16 protein-coding genes and 3 pseudogenes are annotated in these 21384 nt (G+C 59.1%); 8 read left to right on the top strand and 11 right to left on the bottom strand.

Features of this window, described 5'->3' with window-relative positions; all coding sequences use genetic code 11:
* Positions 1-511 precede the first annotated feature (511 nt).
* The 11 genes from BAUR9175_RS18595 to argC form a co-directional block, all read right to left on the bottom strand.
* Positions 512-913 carry a YccF domain-containing protein gene (locus tag BAUR9175_RS18595; protein WP_101584919.1) on the bottom strand — a complete coding sequence of 134 codons (402 nt, stop codon included), beginning with the start codon at positions 911-913 and terminating at the stop codon, positions 512-514.
* Positions 914-1163: 250 nt separating this feature from the next.
* A complete protein-coding gene (gene tyrS, locus BAUR9175_RS18590; protein ID WP_101584917.1) occupies positions 1164-2450 on the bottom strand; it encodes a tyrosine--tRNA ligase in 1287 nt (428 codons plus the stop codon).
* Positions 2451-2556: 106 nt separating this feature from the next.
* Positions 2557-2814: a type II toxin-antitoxin system RelE family toxin gene (locus tag BAUR9175_RS18585; protein ID WP_101584914.1), complete on the bottom strand. Its 258-nt coding sequence runs from the start codon at positions 2812-2814 to the stop codon at positions 2557-2559.
* A 9-nt stretch (positions 2815-2823) separates the two neighbouring features.
* Complete coding sequence (locus tag BAUR9175_RS18580; RefSeq protein WP_101584913.1) at positions 2824-3069, bottom strand: type II toxin-antitoxin system prevent-host-death family antitoxin; 246 nt, start codon at positions 3067-3069, stop codon at positions 2824-2826.
* 83 nt (positions 3070-3152) lie between these two features.
* Positions 3153-4574 carry an argininosuccinate lyase gene (gene argH / locus BAUR9175_RS18575; protein ID WP_101584911.1) on the bottom strand — a complete coding sequence of 474 codons (1422 nt, stop codon included), beginning with the start codon at positions 4572-4574 and terminating at the stop codon, positions 3153-3155.
* A 154-nt stretch (positions 4575-4728) separates the two neighbouring features.
* Complete coding sequence (locus BAUR9175_RS18570; RefSeq protein WP_096147062.1) at positions 4729-5262, bottom strand: arginine repressor; 534 nt, start codon at positions 5260-5262, stop codon at positions 4729-4731.
* Complete coding sequence (gene argF, locus BAUR9175_RS18565; protein WP_101584910.1) at positions 5259-6182, bottom strand: ornithine carbamoyltransferase; 924 nt, start codon at positions 6180-6182, stop codon at positions 5259-5261. Before argF ends, BAUR9175_RS18570 begins: the two co-directional genes overlap by 4 nt.
* Before the next feature lie 93 nt (positions 6183-6275).
* Positions 6276-7493 (bottom strand): acetylornithine transaminase, encoded by a 1218-nt coding sequence (locus BAUR9175_RS18560; RefSeq protein WP_101584907.1) that lies wholly within the window; start codon positions 7491-7493, stop codon positions 6276-6278.
* Entirely contained in the window at positions 7486-8487 is a 1002-nt protein-coding gene (gene argB / locus BAUR9175_RS18555; protein ID WP_101584906.1) for an acetylglutamate kinase, read from the bottom strand. Before argB ends, BAUR9175_RS18560 begins: the two co-directional genes overlap by 8 nt.
* Positions 8484-9662: a bifunctional glutamate N-acetyltransferase/amino-acid acetyltransferase ArgJ gene (gene argJ, locus BAUR9175_RS18550; protein ID WP_101584903.1), complete on the bottom strand. Its 1179-nt coding sequence runs from the start codon at positions 9660-9662 to the stop codon at positions 8484-8486. The genes argB and argJ overlap by 4 nt, the downstream gene beginning before the upstream one ends.
* Positions 9659-10768 carry an N-acetyl-gamma-glutamyl-phosphate reductase gene (gene argC, locus BAUR9175_RS18545; RefSeq protein WP_101584901.1) on the bottom strand — a complete coding sequence of 370 codons (1110 nt, stop codon included), beginning with the start codon at positions 10766-10768 and terminating at the stop codon, positions 9659-9661. Before argC ends, argJ begins: the two co-directional genes overlap by 4 nt.
* Before the next feature lie 44 nt (positions 10769-10812).
* Here argC and BAUR9175_RS18540 point away from each other — a divergent pair, with 44 nt between their 5' ends.
* The 8 genes and pseudogenes from BAUR9175_RS18540 to BAUR9175_RS18505 form a co-directional block, all read left to right on the top strand.
* Entirely contained in the window at positions 10813-11790 is a 978-nt protein-coding gene (locus BAUR9175_RS18540) for a quinone oxidoreductase family protein (RefSeq protein WP_101584900.1), read from the top strand.
* A 177-nt stretch (positions 11791-11967) separates the two neighbouring features.
* Positions 11968-12284: pseudogene (locus tag BAUR9175_RS18535) on the top strand (nucleotide pyrophosphohydrolase).
* On the top strand, positions 12271-13989 hold the full coding sequence (locus BAUR9175_RS18530; protein WP_101584897.1) for a DUF2075 domain-containing protein: 1719 nt from the start codon (positions 12271-12273) through the stop codon (positions 13987-13989). The pseudogene BAUR9175_RS18535 and the gene BAUR9175_RS18530 overlap by 14 nt, the downstream one beginning before the upstream one ends.
* Before the next feature lie 145 nt (positions 13990-14134).
* Positions 14135-15327, top strand: a pseudogene (locus BAUR9175_RS18525) (IS3 family transposase).
* A 784-nt stretch (positions 15328-16111) separates the two neighbouring features.
* Positions 16112-17785 (top strand): N-6 DNA methylase, encoded by a 1674-nt coding sequence (locus BAUR9175_RS18520; RefSeq protein ID WP_180959288.1) that lies wholly within the window; start codon positions 16112-16114, stop codon positions 17783-17785.
* Positions 17754-18812: a DNA adenine methylase gene (locus BAUR9175_RS18515; protein WP_101584894.1), complete on the top strand. Its 1059-nt coding sequence runs from the start codon at positions 17754-17756 to the stop codon at positions 18810-18812. The genes BAUR9175_RS18520 and BAUR9175_RS18515 overlap by 32 nt, the downstream gene beginning before the upstream one ends.
* Positions 18813-20681: an AAA family ATPase gene (locus BAUR9175_RS18510; protein WP_101584892.1), complete on the top strand. Its 1869-nt coding sequence runs from the start codon at positions 18813-18815 to the stop codon at positions 20679-20681. It abuts the gene before it with no gap.
* 322 nt (positions 20682-21003) lie between these two features.
* Positions 21004-21258 (top strand): annotated as a pseudogene (locus BAUR9175_RS18505) (ISL3 family transposase); the annotation flags it as partial.
* Positions 21259-21384 lie beyond the last annotated feature (126 nt).

The raw sequence follows: 21384 nt of genomic DNA, 5'->3' as shown, positions 1-21384 counted from the left end.
CAAGACAGCCAACCAACGATCACGGGGTGACCGAGGCTGACCAATTAATCATGTCCACACATGCTGGCGTGACCACCCGGCGAGGGGAGGCCACAAATGTGTGAACATGTGATTGTCTTACCAGAAAAATAATGTTTCTGGCATCACTATTTGTTCAAACAAACACGCTATTGGATTCTCAAACCACAAACACTCACCCATCACCACAGACCCAATTATTGGGGCGTGTTCACTGGGGGTGTCAGTTTCAATTGTTGGCTGCCACCAACATTTTCCGTGTGGACCAGACAAACTGTGTTTGTGCTGGTCACACCCGGTGAAAACTGTTCTCGAAGAGTTCGTTTTCTGCGGGGCAACGAGATACAACTCTAGACCAGGCCAGCCTCTGCGTGCAACTCGAAACCGGACCTTTGGCTGTGACACCCGTCACCGGAGCCTCATCGGGCCTCGCGTTCCCCGAGTTCTAGGGGTTCAGTCCCTACATGCGGGTCCTTGTTGCGTGGCACCCGGCTCAGGCTCCGCGGTAGCCGGGCATGAGGGAGTCGCTGTCGACGATCTCTTTGCCCAGGGGCATCAGCGAGACGGGGATGAGTTTGATGTTGGCCCATCCCAGTGGGATGCCGATGATGGAGACGAACAGCGGGATCGAGGTGACCACGTGTCCGATGGCCAGCCAGATGCCGGCGACGATGACCCAGATGATGTTGCCGATTGTCGTCGCAATGCCAGCCGGCCTGGTCTCAATGACTTCGCGCCCGAAGGGCCAGAGGGCGTAGTTGCCGATCCGGAAGGAGGCGATGCCCCAGGGGATGGTGACGATGAGGATGCAGCAGATGATGCCGGCTAGGTAGTAGCCGAGTGCCAGCCACAGTCCGCTGAAGATGAACCAGATGATGTTGAGCAGTGTTCTCATGTTCTCCTCGTTTCGACGTAGTACTGATACCAGTCTCGGTCACAATTCTGCGCGATGCCATGAGGTTGTCCAGAGATCCGACGCTGGCGAGCACCCCATACAAGCGAAATCCTTGTCATCACTCAAAACAAGGCTTTCGCTTGTCCAATGAGGCTCGTGCTCGGCATCAAGTCGTGCCTATGTGCCCGGATACGACGACACCGTGCCCTCGAATTGATCAAGGACACGGTGTCGTCGGCGGTCATGGAGCTCAGCTGATGATGTCAACTGCTCCCAGGGTTTTCTTTCCCCGACGCAGGAGGATCACTCCTCCGCCTTCGGTGGGGAGCACCTCGGCGGGGGTAAGGGTCTGGTCGTCACCGGTGACCTTGACGTTGTTGACGTAGGCGCCGCCGTCCTTGATGGCTCGACGTGCGTCGCCCTTGGACTTCACGATGCCGGCAGTCACGAAGGCGTCCGCTACGGGCACGCCCTCAGCCAGCTGCGCCGAGCTGACATCGCCGCGAGGTAGTTCGGAGGTCGCAGCGCCCAGGGTGGCGGCATCGAGACTGGCCAGCTCTCCCCCACCGAACAGCGCAGAAGCCGCCGCGATCGCCTGCTCGTACTTCTCCTTGCCGTGGACCAGTGTCGTCACATCTTCGGCCAGCACCTTCTGTGCCAAACGAGTGTGTGGTGCCGCGGTGAACTCGGCCTCGATCTGCTCGATCTCCTCGAGCGATCGGAATGAGAACACCTTGAGGTACTTCACGACGTCGCGGTCATCAGCATTGAGCCAGAACTGGCTGAACGCGTATGGGCTGGTCAAGCTCTCGTCCAACCACACGGTGCCGGACTCGGTCTTGCCGAATTTGGTGCCGTCGGCTTTGGTGATCAGCGGTGTGGCCAGGGCATGGACAGTGTGCTGTTCGACGCGACGGATGAGATCAACGCCGGAGGTCAGGTTGCCCCACTGGTCGGAGCCACCGGTCTGCAGGGAGCAGCCGTAGCGGCGGTGGAGTTCGAGGTAGTCGTTGCCCTGCAGCACCTGGTACGAGAACTCCGTGAAGGAGATACCTGCCTCGCTGTTGAGGCGAGCCGAGACCGACTCCTTGGCCAGCATCCGGTTCATCGGGAAGTGCTTGCCGATGTCGCGGAGGAAATCGATCGCCGACATCTCGGACGTCCAGTCGTAGTTGTTCACGACCTGGGCGGCGTTCGGGCCGCTGAAGTCGAGGAACTTCTCGACCTGTGCCCGGATCTTTTCCAACCATTCCTCGACGACCTCGCGCGGGTTGAGCGTGCGCTCTCCCGACATGCGGGGGTCACCGATGAGCCCGGTTGCTCCGCCGACGAGGGCCAGGGGGTTGTGTCCTGCCTTCTGCAGACGCGCGGCGGTGATGAGCTGGACCAGGTTGCCCATGTGCAGGCTGGGTGCGGTGGGATCGAAACCGACATAATAGGTCAGCGATTCCTCATTGAGAGCCTTCTGCAGGGCGGCTTCGTCGGTCGAAACCGAGACGAGGCCACGGGCCTTGAGTTCACTGAAGATGTCGGTCACTTCGGTCCTTTCAGATGTGTATGAAGTGTCGGCGAGAAGCCGACGAAGTCAATTCTACGGGTTGTGCTGAGGTATTCCCTCACGCCTGGGTGCACCGGAATCCTTTTCAGCGATACACTTCACGTCGATGCCCAAGGTGCAAGACCAGCACGAGAAGTTCCCCATCGTCTACGTCATAGATGATCCTGTAATCGCCGACCCGAATCCGAAGTTCTCCGTCACCGCCCTTGAGCTGAATACTCCCCTTTGGACGAGGATCCTCGGCCAGTTGACCGATCGCAGCCAGCAACCTCCGTGCTACAGGCTGATCGAGCTTGCGCAGCGTCTTCGCCGCCGATGAGACGTACCTGATCGAGTAGCCCATCGAGGAAGCTCAGATGCCAAGCTCTCGGACGAGGTCCTCGTGAGCGACCTGTTCGGACTCATCACGCGCCGCGGCGGCAGATCGAATATCAGCCTGATCCTCCAATGCCTGCAGAGCACGATCATAGAACTCCGGAGACACAACGACAGCACGACGGCCCGCCCCGCGCGAGGTGATCTCGACGGGCTCGCGCTGCGCAGCGGCAATGTAGTCACTCTGCTGATTGCGGAACTGGGATAACGTCACTGAACTCATAACACCAAGCGTACAACTTGTACAAGTTGTACACAATGCTCAACAGCGTCCCTGGAATCGTTTTCCTTCGAAAAGAAGGACGCTCACACGCTCCGAGCCGAATCGGCGAACTCGCGCAGCTTTGCAACCTCGGCTTTCGCATTGGCCAGCTGCTGGTCCACGGCGGACCGGGCGGTTCCGCCCTTGGAGCTGCGGGAGTCGATCGACCCGAGAGTGGTGAGCACTTCGCGGACGTCTGGCGTCAGGTGTTCGGAGATGCCGGCGAATTCTTCGTCTGTGAGATCCCACAGCTCGGCATCCTTCGACTCGGCCAGCTGCACGCATTCCCCGGAGAGTTCGTGGGCGATGCGGAAGGGCACGCCCTTGCGGACGAGCCATTCGGCGATGTCTGTGGCCAAGGCGAATCCGCGCGGTGCCAGGTAGGCCATGCGTTTGGTGTTGAACGTCAGCGTGGCGACCATGCCGGTGAAGGCGGGGAGGAGGAGTTCAAGGGTGTCGGTGGCGTCGAAGACCGGTTCCTTGTCTTCCTGCAGGTCACGGTTGTAGGCCAGGGGCAGGGCCTTGAGTGTTGAGAGCAGACCGGTGAGGTCACCGATGAGGCGCCCGGACTTGCCACGGGTCAGTTCGGCGACGTCGGGGTTCTTCTTCTGCGGCATGATCGACGACCCGGTCGAGTACGCATCGTGGAGGGTCACGAAAGAGAATTCCTTGGTCGCCCAGGCGATGACTTCCTCGCTCAGGCGGGAGAGGTTGATGCCGATCATCGTGGTGATGAACAGGTATTCGGCGAAGACGTCGCGGCCTGCGGTGCCGTCGATCGAGTTCTCTGCCGAATCGTTGAAGCCCAGATCGGCGGCCACAGCCTGAGGGTCGAGGCCCAAAGATGATCCGGCCAGGGCACCCGAGCCGTAGGCGGAGATGCCGGCACGCTCATCGAAGTCGACGAACCGTCCGACGTCACGCAGCAACGGCCAGGCGTGGGCAAGCAGGTGGTGGGCCAGGAGCACGGGCTGTGCGTGCTGGAGGTGAGTGCGTCCTGGCATCGGTGCCTCGGGGTGCCCTTCAGCCTGGGCGATGAGAACGTCGACAGTGTCGAGGACCAGGCTGGCCAGGTCACGAGCGTGATCGCGCAGGTACATGCGTCCCAGAGTCGCGATCTGGTCGTTGCGGGACCGACCGGCACGCAGCTTTCCGCCCAGGTCAGGTCCGGCGATCTCGATGAGTCCGCGCTCGAGTGAGGAGTGGACGTCCTCATCGGATTCGGCGGCGACGTATTCGCCGGTTTCGACGCGGCGGGCGAGTTCGTTCAGAGCATCCGTCATGCCCTTGAGCTCTTCGTCGTCGAGCAGACCAGAGCGGTGCAGGACCTTTGCGTGGGCCTTCGAACCGGCGATGTCGTAGTGGGCCAGGCGCCAGTCGAAGTCCGTGGATTTGCTCAGCGCGGCCAGTGCATCGGCCGGGCCGTCCGAGAATCGTCCGCCCCATAGGCTCAGTCGTTCGCTCACAAAAGGTCCTTCCCCACCGTCGGCGCTTCCACGCTGCCGGTCCATTCGTCATCGTTCGTTGTCATTGTCTCAGGAATTGTGTCGCTCAGGATCCGCCGAGGCTGCGCCGGGTCCGCCTGCCAGTCCCCCGCCGAGGCTGGGGTTGGCTTCTCGTTCATCCCTCGCCGAGGCCGCCAGCCGCGTATTCGAGGAACGTCTCCGCCAAGGCTTGTCCCCCGACTGTGGAGTCGGCAATGACGAGAACAGTGTCATCGCCGGCGATGGTGCCGAAGATCCCGGTCATCGAGGAGCGGTCGATCGCCGAGGCCAAATATTGGGCGGCTCCGGGCGGGGTGCGCAGAACGACCATGTCCTTCTGAGCCGCCGCGGAGACCAGGAGCTCCTCGAGCAGTCGGGGCAGTTTCGCATCAAGGCTGTCACCGGTGGACTGCTGCAGGCTCCGGTCCCCGCCCTCACCGGGGACGGCGTAGACGGATCCGGCGGTGGACCGGATCTTCACGGCCCCCACCTCGGCGAGGTCGCGTGACAGAGTTGCCTGGGTGACGGTGATGCCCATCGTGGCCAGGTTCTCGGCCAGGTCGATCTGCGAATGCACGGATGTGCGGGTGATGAGATCGATGATCTTCTGCTGCCGCGCGGTCTTCGTCAGCGGCGCCGAGTTCGTCGGTGATGTGGCGTTCTCGCTCATCGCTTCTCCAGCAGGAATGTCATGAGTGCCTTCTGCGCGTGCAGTCTGTTCTCTGCTTCATCGAAGACCGCCGAGGCAGGGCCGTCGATGACCTCGGCTGCGACTTCTTTGCCCCGGTAGGCGGGCAGGCAGTGGAGGAAGATCGGGTCGTTGCCGAGTGCCATGAGTTCGGAGGTGACCTGGTACTTCGCGAAGGGTGAGGCTTCGTCGTCGCGTCCGGCGGCGTCCTGTCCCATGGACACCCAGGTGTCGGTGACGAGGACATCGGCTCCCTGGGCGGCGGCCACGGGGTCATCGGTGACCGTGACGGAGCCGCCGGTGGTCTGGGCGAGTTCGTTCGCCTCGGCGATGATGGCCTCGGCCGGCTGGTAGTCGGCGGGGGCGGCGATGCGCACGTGCATACCGGCGTTGACTCCGCCGAGGACGTAGGAGTTGGCCATGTTGTTGGCCCCATCTCCGTAGTAGGTCATGGTCTGACCGGCGACGTCGCCGCGGTGTTCGCGGATCGTGAGCAGGTCGGCCAGGATCTGGCAGGGATGGTAATCATCGGACAGGGAATTGATGACCGGAACGGAGGAGTTCTGGGCCATCTCTTCCAGACCTGCCTGGGCGTAGGTGCGCCAGACGATGGCCGAGACCATGCGTGACATGACCTGGGCGGTGTCGGCGATGGATTCCTTGTGTCCCAGCTGCGCCTCACCGGGGTTGATGATGAGCGGCTGCCCGCCGAGCGCTGCAATGCCGGCGGCGAAGGACACGCGGGTCCGCGTCGATGTCTTGTCGAAGATGACTGCCGCGGTCTGCGGTCCGGCCAGCGGGGTGCGCGAGTACGGGGCGGCCTTGAGTTCGACTGCGAGGTCGAGGACTTGCGCCTGTTCGGCCGGGGTGAGGTCGGTGTCCTTGAGGAAATGCCGTGTCATGGTGTGTCCTTTGTCAGTCTGTGTGGGGCGACCGGGCTGTGAGGGTGGATGGCCCGGTCGCCGAGGTGGCCGCTATGTGGGCGGCGGTCGTGTTCAGCCGTGCAGCAGTCCGGGCAGGGCGGTCAGGAACGGTGCGAGATCGTCTTTCGTGATGATCAGCGGTGGTGCCAGGCGCAGGCGTCCGGGTGCGACGGGGTTGATGATGAACCCGGCCTCGAGCGCGCGGGCGGTGATCGCCTTCTCGTCGAGTCCGGCGGCCAGTTCGAGCCCGAGGAGGAGACCGGTGCCGGTGACCTTCTCGATGCCGTCGATGGTCAGCAGCTGTTCGGTCAGCCAGGCCCCAGTGTCGTGGGTGTGGACGAGCAGGTTCTCGGTCTCGATGGTCTCGAGTACGGCCAGTCCGGCCGCGCAGGCGATGGGGTTTCCGCCGAAGGTGGTCCCGTGCTGTCCGGCTTCGAGGAGTTTGGTGTTGGCATCGCCGACGGTGATGGTGGCCCCGATCGGCATGCCCCCGCCCAGGCCCTTCGCCGAGGTGATGATGTCGGGGACGACGCCTTCGCCGATCTCCGGGTTCTGGTAGGCGAACCAGGATCCGGTCCTGGCCACACCGGACTGGACCTCGTCGAGGACGAGGAGGGCCCCGGCCTCGCGGGTGAGTTCACGGACCTTGGTGAGGTAGCCGGCCGGGTGCTGCCGGACTCCGACTTCGCCCTGTATGGGTTCGATGAAGACGGCGGCAGTGGTGTCGTTGATGGCGGCGGCGAGCGCGTCGACGTCTCCGTAGGGAATATGGACGACGCCGGGTACTCCGGGTGCGAAGGGTTCGCGGTAGGCGGCCTTGGCCGTCAGTGCGAGTGCGCCCATGGTGCGACCGTGGAAGGCGCCCTCGATGGCGATGATGATCGGGCGTGATCCACCCCCAGCGCGGCGGGCCATCTTGAAGGCGGCCTCGTTGGCTTCGGTGCCGGAGTTGGAGAAGAACACGGCCGAACCGCTGGGCAGGTCGAGGACCTCGTGGAGTTTCTCAGCCAGGGCGATCTGCGGCGGGGAGGTGAAGAAGTTCGAGATGTGGCCCAGGGTCGACGCCTGCTCGGTGATGGCCTTGACCCAGGCGGGGTGGCAGTGGCCGAGTGCGTTGACGGCGATGCCGGCCAGCAGGTCGAGGTATTCTTTGCCCGAGGCGTCCCACGCGTGCACGCCCGCTCCGCGGACGAGGTCGAGCTGAGGTGAGCCGAAGACCGGTGAGAGGACGCGGGAGAAGTCATCGCGCCAGGTCTGGGCCTGGTCTGTCACAGCGTTTGTCTCATTCATCGTTCGTCTCCTCCTGTGTTGCTTCGTGTCCCTCGCCCTTGTGTCCGTCACCCAGCGGTGCGGGTTCAACGACGGTGTCTTCGACCATGGTGCCGATGCCCTCCGAGGTGAAGACCTCGAGCAGCAGTGAGTGCGCCATCCGGCCATCGATGATGTGGGCCTGCTGGACCCCATGCTCGATGGCCTCGAGCGCCGCCGTCATCTTCGGGATCATGCCCGCGTCGAGGCTGGGCAGCAGTTCGCGCAGCTTCTTCGGTCCTATGCGTGAGATCAGGCTCGAGGTGTCGGGCCAGTTGGCGTAGAGGCCGGGCACATCGGTGAGCATGATCAGTTTGTCGGCACGCAAGGCTTTCGCCACGGCGGAGGCGGCGAGGTCGGCGTTGATGTTCAGGGGCTTACCGGCCTCACCGTCGATCTCCGAGGCGATCGAGCAGATGACGGGCACCCGCCCGGCGTCGAGGAGCTCGGTGAGCACGGTGGTGTTGACCTCGGCGATCTCGCCCACTCGGCCGAGGTCGATGACTTCGCCGTCTACCTCGGCGTGGGTTTTGTGCGCCAGCAGAAGGTCAGCGTCTTCACCGGAGAGCCCGATGGCGGCGTTGCCGTTCTGGTTGATGCGGGAGACGATGTCGCGGTTGACCTGGCCGGAGAGCACCATGCGGATGACTTCGGCGGCCTCTTCGCTGGTCACGCGCTGGCCGGCCTTGAACTCGCTTTCGATCCCCAAGCGAGAAAGCATCGAGGTGATCTGGGGTCCGCCGCCGTGGACGACGACGGGCCGGATGCCGGCGAAGCGCAGGAACGCGATGTCATCGGCGAAGGACTGCTGGAGCTCCGGGGAGATCATCGCGTTGCCGCCGTACTTGATGACGATGGTGGCACCGGCGAAGGTCTTGATCCACGGCAGCGCCTCGGTCAGGGCCTCGGCCTTGACCTGGGCGGCGGCGAGCCGGGCTGCCGTGGACTTCGTGGACATGTCGTGTGGGTTACTCATGTGGAGTAGGCGCTGTTCTCTTCGACGTAATCGTGGGTGAGGTCCGAGGTCCAGACCGTAGCTGTGTGGTCACCGGCGTGCAGGTCGATGACGACGTCGACGTTGCGCCCGAATTCGACCTTCTCCGGGTCCTCATAGGGGCCAGAGGCCCGGCACACCTCGGTGCCGTTGATGATCACGTCGATGGCCGTGGGGTCGAAGGTCGCCGAGGTGGTTCCCACCTGGGCAACAACACGTCCCCAGTTGGGGTCCTGACCGAAGATCGCTGCCTTGAACAGGGCCGAACGTGACACGGAGCGGGAGACCTCGACGGCCTCGGCTTCGCTGGCAGCACCCTGCGTGGTGATCGCGATGTCGTGGTGGGCCCCCTCGGCGTCGACGTGCAGTTGGTGCATGAGGTCGAGGCAGAGTTCGCGCAGCAGGCTCGTGAACTCATCTGTATCGACGGTTGCCTCGTGGGCGCCGGAGGACATGAGGATGACGGTGTCGTTCGTCGACATGCAGCCGTCGGTGTCGAGGCGGTCGAAGCTCTGACTGGTCGAGGCCCGCAATGCCTGATCGAGCACAGCCTTGTCGACTGTCGCGTCGGTGGTGATGACGACGAGCATGGTGGCCAATCCGGGGGCGAGCATGCCCGCGCCCTTGGCCATGCCGCCGATCGTGTACCCGCTGCTGCCCTCTCGGGTGGCGGTCTTGGCCACGGTGTCGGTGGTCATGATCGCCTCGGCGGCATGCTCGCCTCCGGTCACGGTGTCTTCGGCAGCGGCCACCAATGGTAGGAGGTTGTCGATGATGGTGTCGCGGAAGTCCTGGCCGCCGACGCCGATGAGTCCGGTCGAGCAGACGAGCACGTCCTCAGGCACCGTCTCGGTGCCGGCGTCGGTAAGGAGTTCGGCGGTGGTCTGTGCGGTCAGTGTGGTTGTTTCGTAGCCGAAGTCGCCGGTGTAGCAGTTCGCTCCCCCGGAGTTGAGCACGACGGCGCGGGCCTGCCCATCGGCCGAGGCTTTCTGGGACCACAGCACGGGGTTGGCTTTGCAGCGGTTGGAGGTGTAGACGGCGGCGACGGCGGTGTCGGGGCCGTTGTTGATGACCAGGGAGAGGTCTTTGGTGCCGGAGGGTTTGAGTCCGGCGGTGAGTCCGGCGGCGGTGAAGCCGAGTGGGGCGGTGACGCTCATGGGGCGACTCCTTCGAGGGGAAGGGCGGTGGTCTCGTCGAGACCGAGGGCCAGGTGGATGGATTGGATGGCTTGGCCGGCGGTGCCGCGGACCAGATTGTCCAGGGCCACAACGACGAGGATTGTCGACGCGCGCTCATCGACAGTGAACTGGATGTGCGCGAGATTCGATCCGGTGGTCGAGGAGGTGCGCGGCCACTGGCCTTCGGGAAGGACGCGAACGAAGGGCTCCTCGGCGTATGCCTGGTCGAATGCCTGGCCCAGCTGGTCTTTGAGTGCCGCGGCGTCGAGGAGGCCCTCGGCGGTCCTCGGTGCGGACTCCCCCGGCACAGCGGTGATGGTGGCGAGGATTCCGCGGGCCATGGGTACGAGTGTCGGGGTGAAGGAGATCCGGGTCGGTCCCTCGGCAGCGTCGGCGCCGACGACTCCGTTGAGGTTCTGTTCGATCTCGGGCACGTGCCGGTGTGTGCCGCCGGTGCCATAGGGGGAAGCATCGCCGAGGATCTCGGCGGCGGTGAGGTGCGGCTTGAGTGCTTTGCCTGCCCCGGAGACGCCGTTGGCCAAGACTGCGTTGAGTCCGGCAGGTGCGGCGAGGCCGGCCTGGATGAGTGGCGCGAGCCCGAGGGTCACGGCGGTGACGTTGCAGCCGGGGACGGCGATACGTTTGGTGTTCTTGAGAGCCTCGCGCTGCTTCGTGTCGTCGGCGGTGAGGAGTTCGGGCAGGCCGTAGGTCCAGGTGCCCTGGTGCTCTGATCCGTAGAAATTCTCCCAGGCCGCTGCGCTGATGAGGCGGTGGTCGGCGGCGAGGTCGACGATGAGCGTCTCGGGGCTCGACTTCTCGAGTTCGGCGGCGATGGCACCGGATTGACCGTGCGGGAGCGCGAGGATGACAACATCGTGGCCAGCGAGCACCTCGGCGGTGGACTCCTTGACCACGAAATCGGAATATCGGGCAAGATGGGGTTGATGTCGGCCGAGCGTCTCGCCCACGGAGGAATGTCCGCACACCGTGGTGACGTTGAGATGAGGGTGAGTGCTCAACAGCCGGAGGACCTCTCCCCCGGCGTATCCGGTAGCACCGGAGACGGCAACCGTAAGATCATTCATATGTATAACTATACCAGCACATTAAATTATATGCAGGAGGCGTGATGACCCAGGCTATTCAGGCGATGCGAGCAGGTGGACCCGAGGTTCTCGAGTTCAATGAGGTCGACACCCCTCGGCCCGGTTCTGGTGAGGTCCTCGTCAACGTCGAGGCCGCGGGTGTGAACTTCATCGACACCTACCGTCGTTCGGGCACGTATCCCATGAGCTACCCGCACATCGTCGGCTCCGAGGGCACCGGTCACATCGCCGAGGTGGGCGGAGGTGTGGCGAGCTGGTCAGTCGGCGACCGTGTCGCCTGGCACGAGGGCCCGGGATCGTATGCGACTCAGGTCGTCGTTAAGACCGACAACCTGTTGCGCGTACCGGAGGGCGTGAGCACCGAGGTCGCTGCCGCAATGCCGCTGCAGGGCCTGACCGCTCAGTACCTGGCCACGAGCTCTCACGAGATCAAGCCCGGCCACACCGCACTCGTCCACGCCGGTGCTGGCGGTGTCGGGCTGCTGCTCACCCAGATCATCAAGCACCTGGGCGGCAATGTCATCTCGACCGTGAGCACCGAGGAGAAGGCGGAACTTGCCCGCAAGGCCGGCGCCGATGACGTGTTCCTCTACGGTGAGGGCGTCGACATCACGGCGAAGGTCAAGGAACTCACCGACGGTGAGGGCGTCGATGTCGCCTATGACGGTGTCGGGAAAGACACCTTCGATGCGTCGTTGGCCTCGATCAAGCCGCTGGGGTCGATGGTGCTCTTCGGCGGGGCCTCGGGTCAGGTGCCGCCATTCGACATTCAGCGCCTGAACTCCTCGGGAGGAATCTTCCTGTCCCGCCCGTCGCTGGCATGGTTCGTGCGAAGCTCGGAGGAGCTCGCGAAGCGTTCGGCAATGCTCTTCAACGGCATCGAGCACGGATGGTTGAACTTCCGAGTTGGCGCGACGTTTGCGCTGGCTGATGCTGCGGATGCGCATCGGGCGCTTGAGGGTCGGGAGACTACGGGGAAGGTTGTGTTGACGACGGCCTGACCTAGCGAACACAGCTTGGGCTCGGAGTTCCTGTCTATAGGTAGGAACTCCGGGCCAAAACTGTTGTGGCGCTGACGCCGGGCAGGACGCTCCCCGCTCTCCACTCGCTTGATCCACGCGAATATATGTTGTCACCCGTTCCGCTCTGTCGACGTGTGTCGCTGATACCTCGAAGACATGTACCAAGATTCTGTTCGCGATACAGTCCGTCAGTTCATGGCAGAACGCGATTGGCAACAATTCCACACCCCTGAAAATCTAGCCAAAAGTGTTCCATCGAGGCAGCGGAACTGCTCGAATGCTCCCAATGGGGTGATGCTGACCTCGATTCTGCGAAAGACGAACTCACAGATGTGTTGACGTATTGTATGCTGCTCGCCGACAAAATGGACCTGGATCCCGACACCATCGTTTTGGACAAGCTGGAGAAGACTCGTGCGAAGTACCCAGTGGAGAAAGCTCGAGGCACGAGCGTGAAATATGACCAGCTTTAAAGTCGAGCGATTCCCGTTTGACATCGACCGGGTCAAGGCGTGGGGATCCGTCGACCCACGACACCGGAACTGGCCAGTCGTATACGTCATGAATAACGACAAAGAGGTCTACGTCGGCGAGTCCCTCAACGTCGCCGGTCGAATGAAACAACACCTCGAATCAGAGTCGAAACACAAGCTTAAATCGGTCAGAGTCGTCCCCGATGACACCTTCAACAAATCGGCCTGCCTCGATCTGGAATCTCTTCTCATTCGAATGTTCCGTGGAGACGCCAGCCGACAGGTACTCAATCTCAATGCAGGAATCACAGACGCCGAATACTTCGATCGCGAAAATTACACCAAAACTTTCCGGCAGATATTCGAAGAGCTGCGAACACAGGAAGATCTCTTCCAGCGCACCATTCCGCAGATCATCAACAGCGACCTATTCAAGCTTTCACCGTTTAAGGCTCTGAACCACGATCAAGCCATTGCTGTCGAGGATATACTGGACGGATTCTTCACAGACCTGGACCACGACGTCGATAGCACCGCCGTGGTCGAAGGGAACCCAGGCACAGGGAAAACCGTCGTCGCCATTTATCTGCTCAAGCTGCTCGAAGATATTCGAAAACATAATTCAGAAGAACCCCTTGACATCGGTTCGATCTTCAGCGACTACTTCACCCCGGGGCATGCCGAACTGCTCAAGAACCTCAAGTTCGCGATTGTCCTCCCTCAACAATCCTTGCGCGACTCGATCGCCAAGGTTTTCAAACTGACGCCCGGACTGCACAAAGACATGGTGCTGACCCCGTTCCAGGTTGGCGAGAGTTCAGAACCGTTCGAACTTCTTGTAGTCGATGAAGCTCATAGGCTCAACCAGCGCGCAAACCAAGCATCCGGTACTCAAAATACAAAGTTCGCTGAAATCAACGAGAAGTTGTTCGGCTGGGACGACCTACAAAAGACTCAATTGGACTGGATCCGGACGCAGAGTCGGCATTCCATACTCATGCTCGATGTTGGACAAACCGTCCGCCCCGCTGACCTGCCAGCTGCCAAGACGCGCGACCTCGCTTCTCAAGCCTGGGCCTCAGGACGGCTGTATCCACTACAGACACAGATGCGGATCTCGGCAGACAAGGACTACGTTGGTTACATCAGGCAGTTGCTGAGCGACACTCCGCCAGAGAGGCGCGAGGACTTCGGCAACTACGAGCTCCGGCTATTCGACGACCTTCGCGAGATGAGACGAGAGCTTCAGAAACGCGAAGAAGAATGCGGATTGTCTCGCCTAGTCGCCGGTTACGCATGGCCCTGGAAAACAAAGAAGGACAAGACCGCGTTCGACATTGAACTCGGCGGTCAGCGTATGCGCTGGAACTCGGTCACAACCGACTGGATCAACTCCCCAACGTCGGTCGACGAGGTCGGTTCAATCCACACCGTCCAGGGCTACGACCTCAACTACGTCGGGGTAATCATCGGCAACGACCTTCGACTCGACCCAGTTGCAGGCAAGCTAGTCTTCGATCGCACCAACTACCACGACAAGAAAGGCCGCGAGAACAACGCCAAGCGCGGTATCACCTACTCTGACGCGGACCTTCTCGAGTATGTAAAGAACATCTATAGCGTCCTGCTTACACGAGGAATCCAAGGTACGTACGTGTACGTCTGTGACACCGCTCCGCGAGAACGCCTTCAAGAATTTGTCTAAGTCACCAGTCGAATCAACAGTTGATTCACGTCTCACAACCTATTGTGTTTCGAGACAGATCAGTTCTGAGGCACATGGGACTGATGCAGGGTTTTGTGACACCTAACCTGGCTTGCTGAGAGGTAAGTCTGGAAGGATGGACACCATGCCACAGCCCTACCCGAAAGAGTTCCGCGATGACGTCCTCCACGTCGCTCTGAACCGCGACGAGAAGACCACGATTGCCCAAATCGCAAGGACTTCGGCGTCCACGAAGGCACCATCAACAAATGGCTTCGCCAGGCCGAGATCGGTGCCGGCAACACGCCGGGCAAGTCCACGGACGAGTCCGCAGAGCTGCGCGAACTCAAACGTCGGACTCGCCTGCTGGAACAGGAGAACGAAGTGCTGCGCCGCGCAGCCGCCTATCTCTCGCAAGCGAATCTGCCGCCAAAAGGCTCTACCCGCTCGTGAGAGAGCTCGCCGCCGACGGGACCCCCGTGACGGTGTCGTGCCGGGTATTGAAGCTCTCACGTCAGCCCTACTACCGGCGGCTGGCCACACCGATTCCAGAAGCCGACATCGTCGAGGCGTATCGGGCCAACGCGCTCTTCCGACGCCCACCGGGACGATCCGGAGTTCGGGTACCGCCACCTGGCCGACGAAGCTGAAGTGGCTGGCCATACGACGGCGCCACGGACTGCGTGGCGGTTGTGCTCGGACAATGCTTGGTTCTCGGCCTTTGGCAAGGGTAGGGCAAAGAATGGGAAGAAGTCTGGCCCGCCCGGCCACGACAACCTGTGCGCTGTCGTCGACGAAGGTGGGCGGACCCGGCATGAGTTCACTGCCGATGGGGTGAACCGGCTATGGTTGACCGACATTTCGGAGCACCACACCGATGAGGGAAAGCTGTACGTCTGTGCGATCAAGGACGCCTACTCAGGGCGGATCGTGGGCTATTCGATGAGTGCGAGGATGAAGGCTCGGCTGGCTGTTGATGCTCTCGAGATGGCTGTGGCGCGCAGGGGTGGTGACGTGGGCGGATGCGTCACGCACAGCAACAGACGAAGCCAATTCCGGTCAAAGAGATTCACCCATACATTGGCCCGCGACGGCCTTGTTGGGTCGATGGGTCGGGTCGGTGCTGCTGGTGATAACGCGGCCATGGAGTCGTTCTTCGCTCTGTTGCAGAAGAACGTTCTCGCCCGTCGTCGATGGTCGAGTCGGGAGCAGTTGCGAATTGCGATCGTGACCTGGATCGAGCGGCCGTATCATCGTCGGCGGCGGCAGGCCCGGTTGGGTCGATTTACACCTGTCGAGTACGAAGTAATCATTGAGTCACCTGCAGTCGCAGCGTGATACCTCGAGTGTCACCTTTCCTTGCATCAGTCCCTATTCTAGATCTCGAACACCATGAACGGCACGCCGAAGGTGACGGAGACGCGACGGTCGGATTGATAGTATTACGGCATGCTGCGAAATAGTGAAGAAACAGTTTTTGATGCGCTAGCGCATTCAAGTCGCCGCCGTATTCTACGGTATCTTCGCTGCAAGCACTATGTTCGCGCCAGCGACATTGCACATGCGCTTGGCATCGGACCGTCCACTTGATCCGGTCATCTGAAGGTACTTCGGCATGCAAGTCTATTAACGTCACGCCGTGCAGGTACTGAACTCCAGTACCGGACGAATCCATCAGCGCTGGACCACGGCATCTCGATGCTATGCAACCTTCGCACTCCTACGACAGAAACTTCAGGTTTCAGAACTACCAACGCGGCCACTGGGCCGAAGAGGAACTTCGACGATGAACACATAGCGGTCGACGCACGATCGAGTTCGGAATCGAGTGATGGCGGGCCAGTCGAAGACGACGCAAGACACTTCCATTCAGCGCTTAACTCAGATTCCCCTTACCGTGTCAGTGGGCCCAGTTAGAGTTAATTTGTGCAATAACAAACCGTGTGCCTTCCCTGCCAGAGGGTGATCCTAGGAATGACAGGCGGGCTCCAGGAAACTACTTCACTTACTTTGCAACCGACGCCCGGCGTGGAGCCCACCTCCTACAGCGGGTACCTAGGTGGTCAAAACCGACGCTACGATGTGTTCTGCCGAGAGCACCAATCATTTGAAAGAGGCATTCTTGACAACTCCAACCACCGAGGCTGATGTAGCTACCCACCGCAGAGAGCTCGGTGCCGTATATACTCCCCGCCGACTGGCACAGTGGCTGGCACAAGAAGTTGCGGAGCGATTCAGCTATACACCAGACACCGTGCTCGATCCCGCCGCAGGGGAAGGTGCGCTACTCAACGCTGCCCACGAAGTTTGGCCAGATGCCGTAAGAATCGCACTGGACATTGACGCGCAAGCCCTGGAGACCATACCCACGACTGTAGACTTAAAATTGGAATCGGATGGGATCCTTTCACCTTGGCCGGCAGCCAAGCGCGGAAGAAGACTTATAATCGCCAATCCGCCATGGGGTGCAAACATGACCCGAGAATACCGGAGGAAGCTAGAGCTCAATTTTGAGACGGCACGTGGTCAATTCGACTCCTACGACGTGTTCCTAGAACGAATTGCGACAGAATTGGCCCTCGACGACGTCGCTGCCGTATTCTTACCTGACTCATTCTTTCAAAAACAACACACTATTACTCGTGAATTTATCGCTAGAAACTGCGTCCTCTGGGGAATATATCGCCTAGGCGAAGGCGTATTTCCAGGCGTGAACATGGCCGCATTTGCTTTGATATTCTCTAAAGGCACCGCGAGATCAGATCATAAAGTAAAATTCGCTAAATTGAGCGCTGATGCTCGTGCGCATGTATCGCGCGGAAGTGGACTCTATTCCAAACTGAGCGAAGTTATGAGTGAATTGCCTCAAAAGGATCTGATCGCAACGCAACACGGAGTCTGGGGATTCGACACGAGATACAACAGTCTAGCTAGAAATATACGAACAGCCACAGGTACAGACGCGTGGGAAAAATGGTTCGCTACCGGCCGGGGGCTGGAAATCGGCAAAAACGGCAATATGCTTGTCTGCCCGGCATGCGCGTCTGTACGTGCCTTCCCAAAATTCTCATCACCACTCAACTGCTTGAAATGTAGAGCGCCACTTTCCCTTCACGAAGACAGGCTCGAGCTTGTGTCTACTGCCTCCACGCCGCCGAGCAATAAGTGGGTTCCTTTGGCTGTCGGACAAGACTTGCATCGGCATTCATTGATTCCGACTCGTTGGGTCAAATCAAATGTAGACGGCATCGACTACAAAAACGAGCTCCATCCAAGGACGAAACCAAGGCTGTTGGTACGCAAAACCGGCCTAGGTATCCATGCCGCAGTCGAATGGAGACCAACAGCCACGACCCAAACCATCTACCACTTCACTCCAACCGATGCTGCGCCCGACTATGCCGTCCCTTATGCGGCAGGGGTGCTGTCCTCTCGCATACTTACGGCTTGGCATATCTCAGCCTCTGGCGACGGCGAATGGCGATCCCACCCGTATCTCACTTTGTCTTCTATTCAATCTCTTCCACTACCACAACCAATACCCGGTAGTGACAAACATAAAGTAGCTCTTAAGATTGCTCAAAATATAGATCAATATCAAAGAGAGCCACGTTATGATCAATTAGCTGATTTGAACACAGAGCATTTGGTCGCCGAGCTCCTTGGCAGCGGACCAGAACTTGTGGAGTGGGCCGTAGAGACGCTATCAAACGCAACCGGTAGCACATACTTAGCTACTCTGGCAAACTTGCCTAAGCGGCCGCATGAGGATTCAAAAAGAGGAGCAGGTAAATAAATTGTATCGCTATATCGGGAACAAGACGAGAGTCCTTGATCAGTTGATACCAATCCTCACCGACGGGCTTTCGCCTGGGGCGAGAGTTGCTGATCTCATGTGCGGTACCGCTGCAGTGTCAGAAAGCTTGCGACTCGCTGGTATGAAAGTTTTCGCCGCTGACATTATGACTTATGCGACCTACCACGCAACCGTGCGCCTAACCATTCCCGAAGCACCAAGATTCGAAACACTAGGAATACCATACAGAGGAGTAGTTGAGCACTTAAATGCATTAAGCCCAGACGAGTCTGGATACTTCGTTCGGGAATATGCGCCCGGAGGATCGCCGGCTATGGGCCAGAAACCAAGAGCCTATCTCTCAGATTCCAACGCAGCAAAATTGAGCGCAATTTCCGACGAGATCTCCAACTGGAAATCTTCGCACAGAATAACGGCGACCGAGAATCAGCTCCTGCGACACGATTTGGTTTTGGCGGTAAATCGCATAGCCAACATATCCGGCACATACGGCCACCACCGCTCGATACTGAGCGGCGGCGCTTTGAAGGACCTAAAGTTATCACAATCCATATTCTCACTGGGAAATTCAGAGGGGCATCAGGTACGCCTTGGAAAAGCTGAAGACCTAGCGCAGGAAATAACTGCAGATTTAGTCTACTTGGACCCTCCGTACAAGAAACGGCAATATGCCGCAAATTACCATCTATTGGAGACAGTTGCCGTCGGAGACAAACCGGAAACACATGGGGTCAGCGGACTTCGGGACTGGTGGCCTCAGTATTCTGACTTTTGCTCAAAACTGAAAATCCACGATGCGCTGGCAGCAATAGTCAACGGAGTGGAAGCACCACGGATAATGATGAGTTATAGCGAAGACGGTTTGATTAGCCAACAGGATATGATCGAATCCTTAAGTCGATTCGGTGAAGTTAAGTTACATGAGTTTCCTCACGTGCGCTTCAGGAGCAACGCTAGTGCCTTAAAACGAGATCTGAAAGAGTTCGTTTTTGAGGTGGTCAGGTAAGTGGCGAAACACAGCATCGATTCTATTTGGTGGCTACAGATCAATGCCAACGACTACCTTATGACGGAGTGGGACAAGCCCTCCGGCGCCAAAGGACAGCAACATTATGACGTCCCAAATGCCGACAATTTAAGATCATTCTTCGATTGCACTTCGGACTACGGGGCTGTAGAAGGAGCAGATCTAACAAAAAACGTCTACTCAATAGGGAATCCTACACATGCGGACCCAATCCCCTTCTTCTTTCGTAAGGGCGGTCGAGCATTGATCAAGTTGCAAAACATTTACGGCAACGGCCACATGCGGCCGTTCGCCTGGTCACATGCCAACAACAACTGGCCAAAACCAAGCGATCCTCACACCCTAACTATGGAGGAAGCAGAGGAGATAACCGGCCGAGGATTGCTTATTTACGTCGTCAAAACAACAGAGGGCAAGTTCTTCGCTGGATTCACACATGGCAAAACACCTAGATCTTCCTTCCCGGATACGCTACAAAAACTTATACCATCATCCACCCGGATCTCAGGCAAGAGAAGAGAAAGAACGGGACTGATTAATGTGCACAACACTGTTCAAATGGACGCTGATTTGTCTCCATTAGCGCAAAAGATACTGGATGCGTTAGATCGAAACAAGAATATTCTGCTCTATGGGCCTCCCGGAACGGGTAAGACCCATGCTCTCAATCAAGTGCGACGCTTCCTCGACCGCGAGGACACCCTTCCTAAGATCGAGCTGGACGATTCTTCGACGGATACCCCTTTTGTTATAAAGACGGAATCAGCAACGATCCCAACCCCAAGCCGTGTCGAGTTCGTAACGTTCCACCAAGATTTCGGTTATGAAGATTTCGTGGTAGGACTGCGCCCCGTACCGTCTTCCTCACTAGAGCTCAAACCATTTGCTGGTATTCTGCTCGATTGTGCAATTGCCGTATCGCGGGAGGAACATGGAGTTAAATCAGCAGTAGTAATGGTGGATGAGATGAACCGAGGAAACGTCCCTAAGATTCTCGGCGACTTCCTAACCTTCATGGACGATACTTATCGGTCTTCTCCGGAAGGAGACAACGACCACGCGATTCCCGTCCGATTCGCAAAAATGCCAGCCGAAAGAGTTGACAACGGGATACTCCAAACCACCGGAATCAACCGACTTAACGGTGGCGAAACACCCTTAAAGCTGCCGTGGTATTTTCCCCACCATGTCTATGTGTTAGCAACGATGAACTCTGTCGATAAGTCGGTAGCACCACTAGATAGTGCTATCGGCCGAAGGTTCGAGAGAATCGATGCGTTCCCCGATACTAGGTCGTTGGCCGAACATCTTGGTGTGTCTCCTGAACGGTTCGACCGCCTTCAAACTCGTTCTGCACGGTCACAAGCGGAGCTGGTACCCGGAATGTCGCTGAGCGAAACTAACATCCAGGATGATCTTGAGGAGGATGCTCTAGAAACCGAGCTAGACCCAAACTTCGGTACCGAAATGAGCGCAGGCGAAGACAATTTTGCCGACGAGTGGTCCCCCCAAGAACTAGCCGTTCTCCTCCTGCAGATCATTAATAACTTTATCGACGATGTGCTCGGAGTGGATTTCGAACTAGGTCACACTTATTTTTGGTCGGTCAGAGAATATACCGACGTCATTTCCGCTTGGGACACATTGGTTTGGCCGCAGCTCAGAGACCGTTTTGGAGCCAGGCCGCAGGAACTCGTTAGGCTTCTACGTGCCAACCAAAATAATCAGCCGGTGAACTATGCCTTCACTCTAAGAACACCAACATCCAAACACGTAGTTGTGCGTCCTTTGGCAGATATTTCAATTCCTGACGCTCTTGCGTCACTGAGATTCCTGGCTGAACAGTGAGTCGTATAACCGTTCGTGAATATGCCAAGGACCAATGGATACCAAATGACGGTAGTTTCGAAACCAGGATCCAAGAAGTTGCCGTTGAGTTAAAGTCGAGATTGCGTACCCGTCAGCTTCCTCTTGAGATAACTGGCCGCCGAATCCATAGAGGCGAGTCTGAGCTGCGGTTAGCAGTCAGGGAAGTCACTGGAGTAATTCGGCTCTTCGTAATTGAGAGTGTAGATCGGTGATTCCAGAACACGGCGCGTCGCTGCCCGGATAGACGTCGAGGTCTTCCGATGATGGAAGTTCTCACACAGTCCATCCGAAAGACCTCGACATGGCCAAGCCTACTTTCTCGACCCCTGACCTCACGACATTCTGCCGACTCGACACCCTCGACCTCGCCTGCATCGGCCAGCACATCACCGGGCACAAGGCCATCCTGGAATGCCGGCCCAACACTGCTGATGACTGGTGCCGTCGGTGCGGTGGCCACGGGATCATTCGCGACACCGTCGTCCGCCAGCTGGCCCACGAACCCTTCGGCCACCGGCCGACCACGCTTCATATTCGCCTCCGCCGTTACAAATGTGTATAGAAGCGGCTTTCGGTAGCGCACGTGGAGTGAAGTGGTAGCACGAGTGCGGGAAACCGGTAGCAGTCTTGCTGTGGGCTTCCCGCGCTCGGCGGTGTTGGTCACGACGGATCGGGTACGCGT

The sequence above is a fragment of the Brevibacterium aurantiacum genome (assembly GCF_900169065.1).
In the GTDB taxonomy this organism is placed as follows: domain Bacteria; phylum Actinomycetota; class Actinomycetes; order Actinomycetales; family Brevibacteriaceae; genus Brevibacterium; species Brevibacterium aurantiacum.
This window is presented reverse-complemented; position numbering and strand designations above follow the sequence as displayed.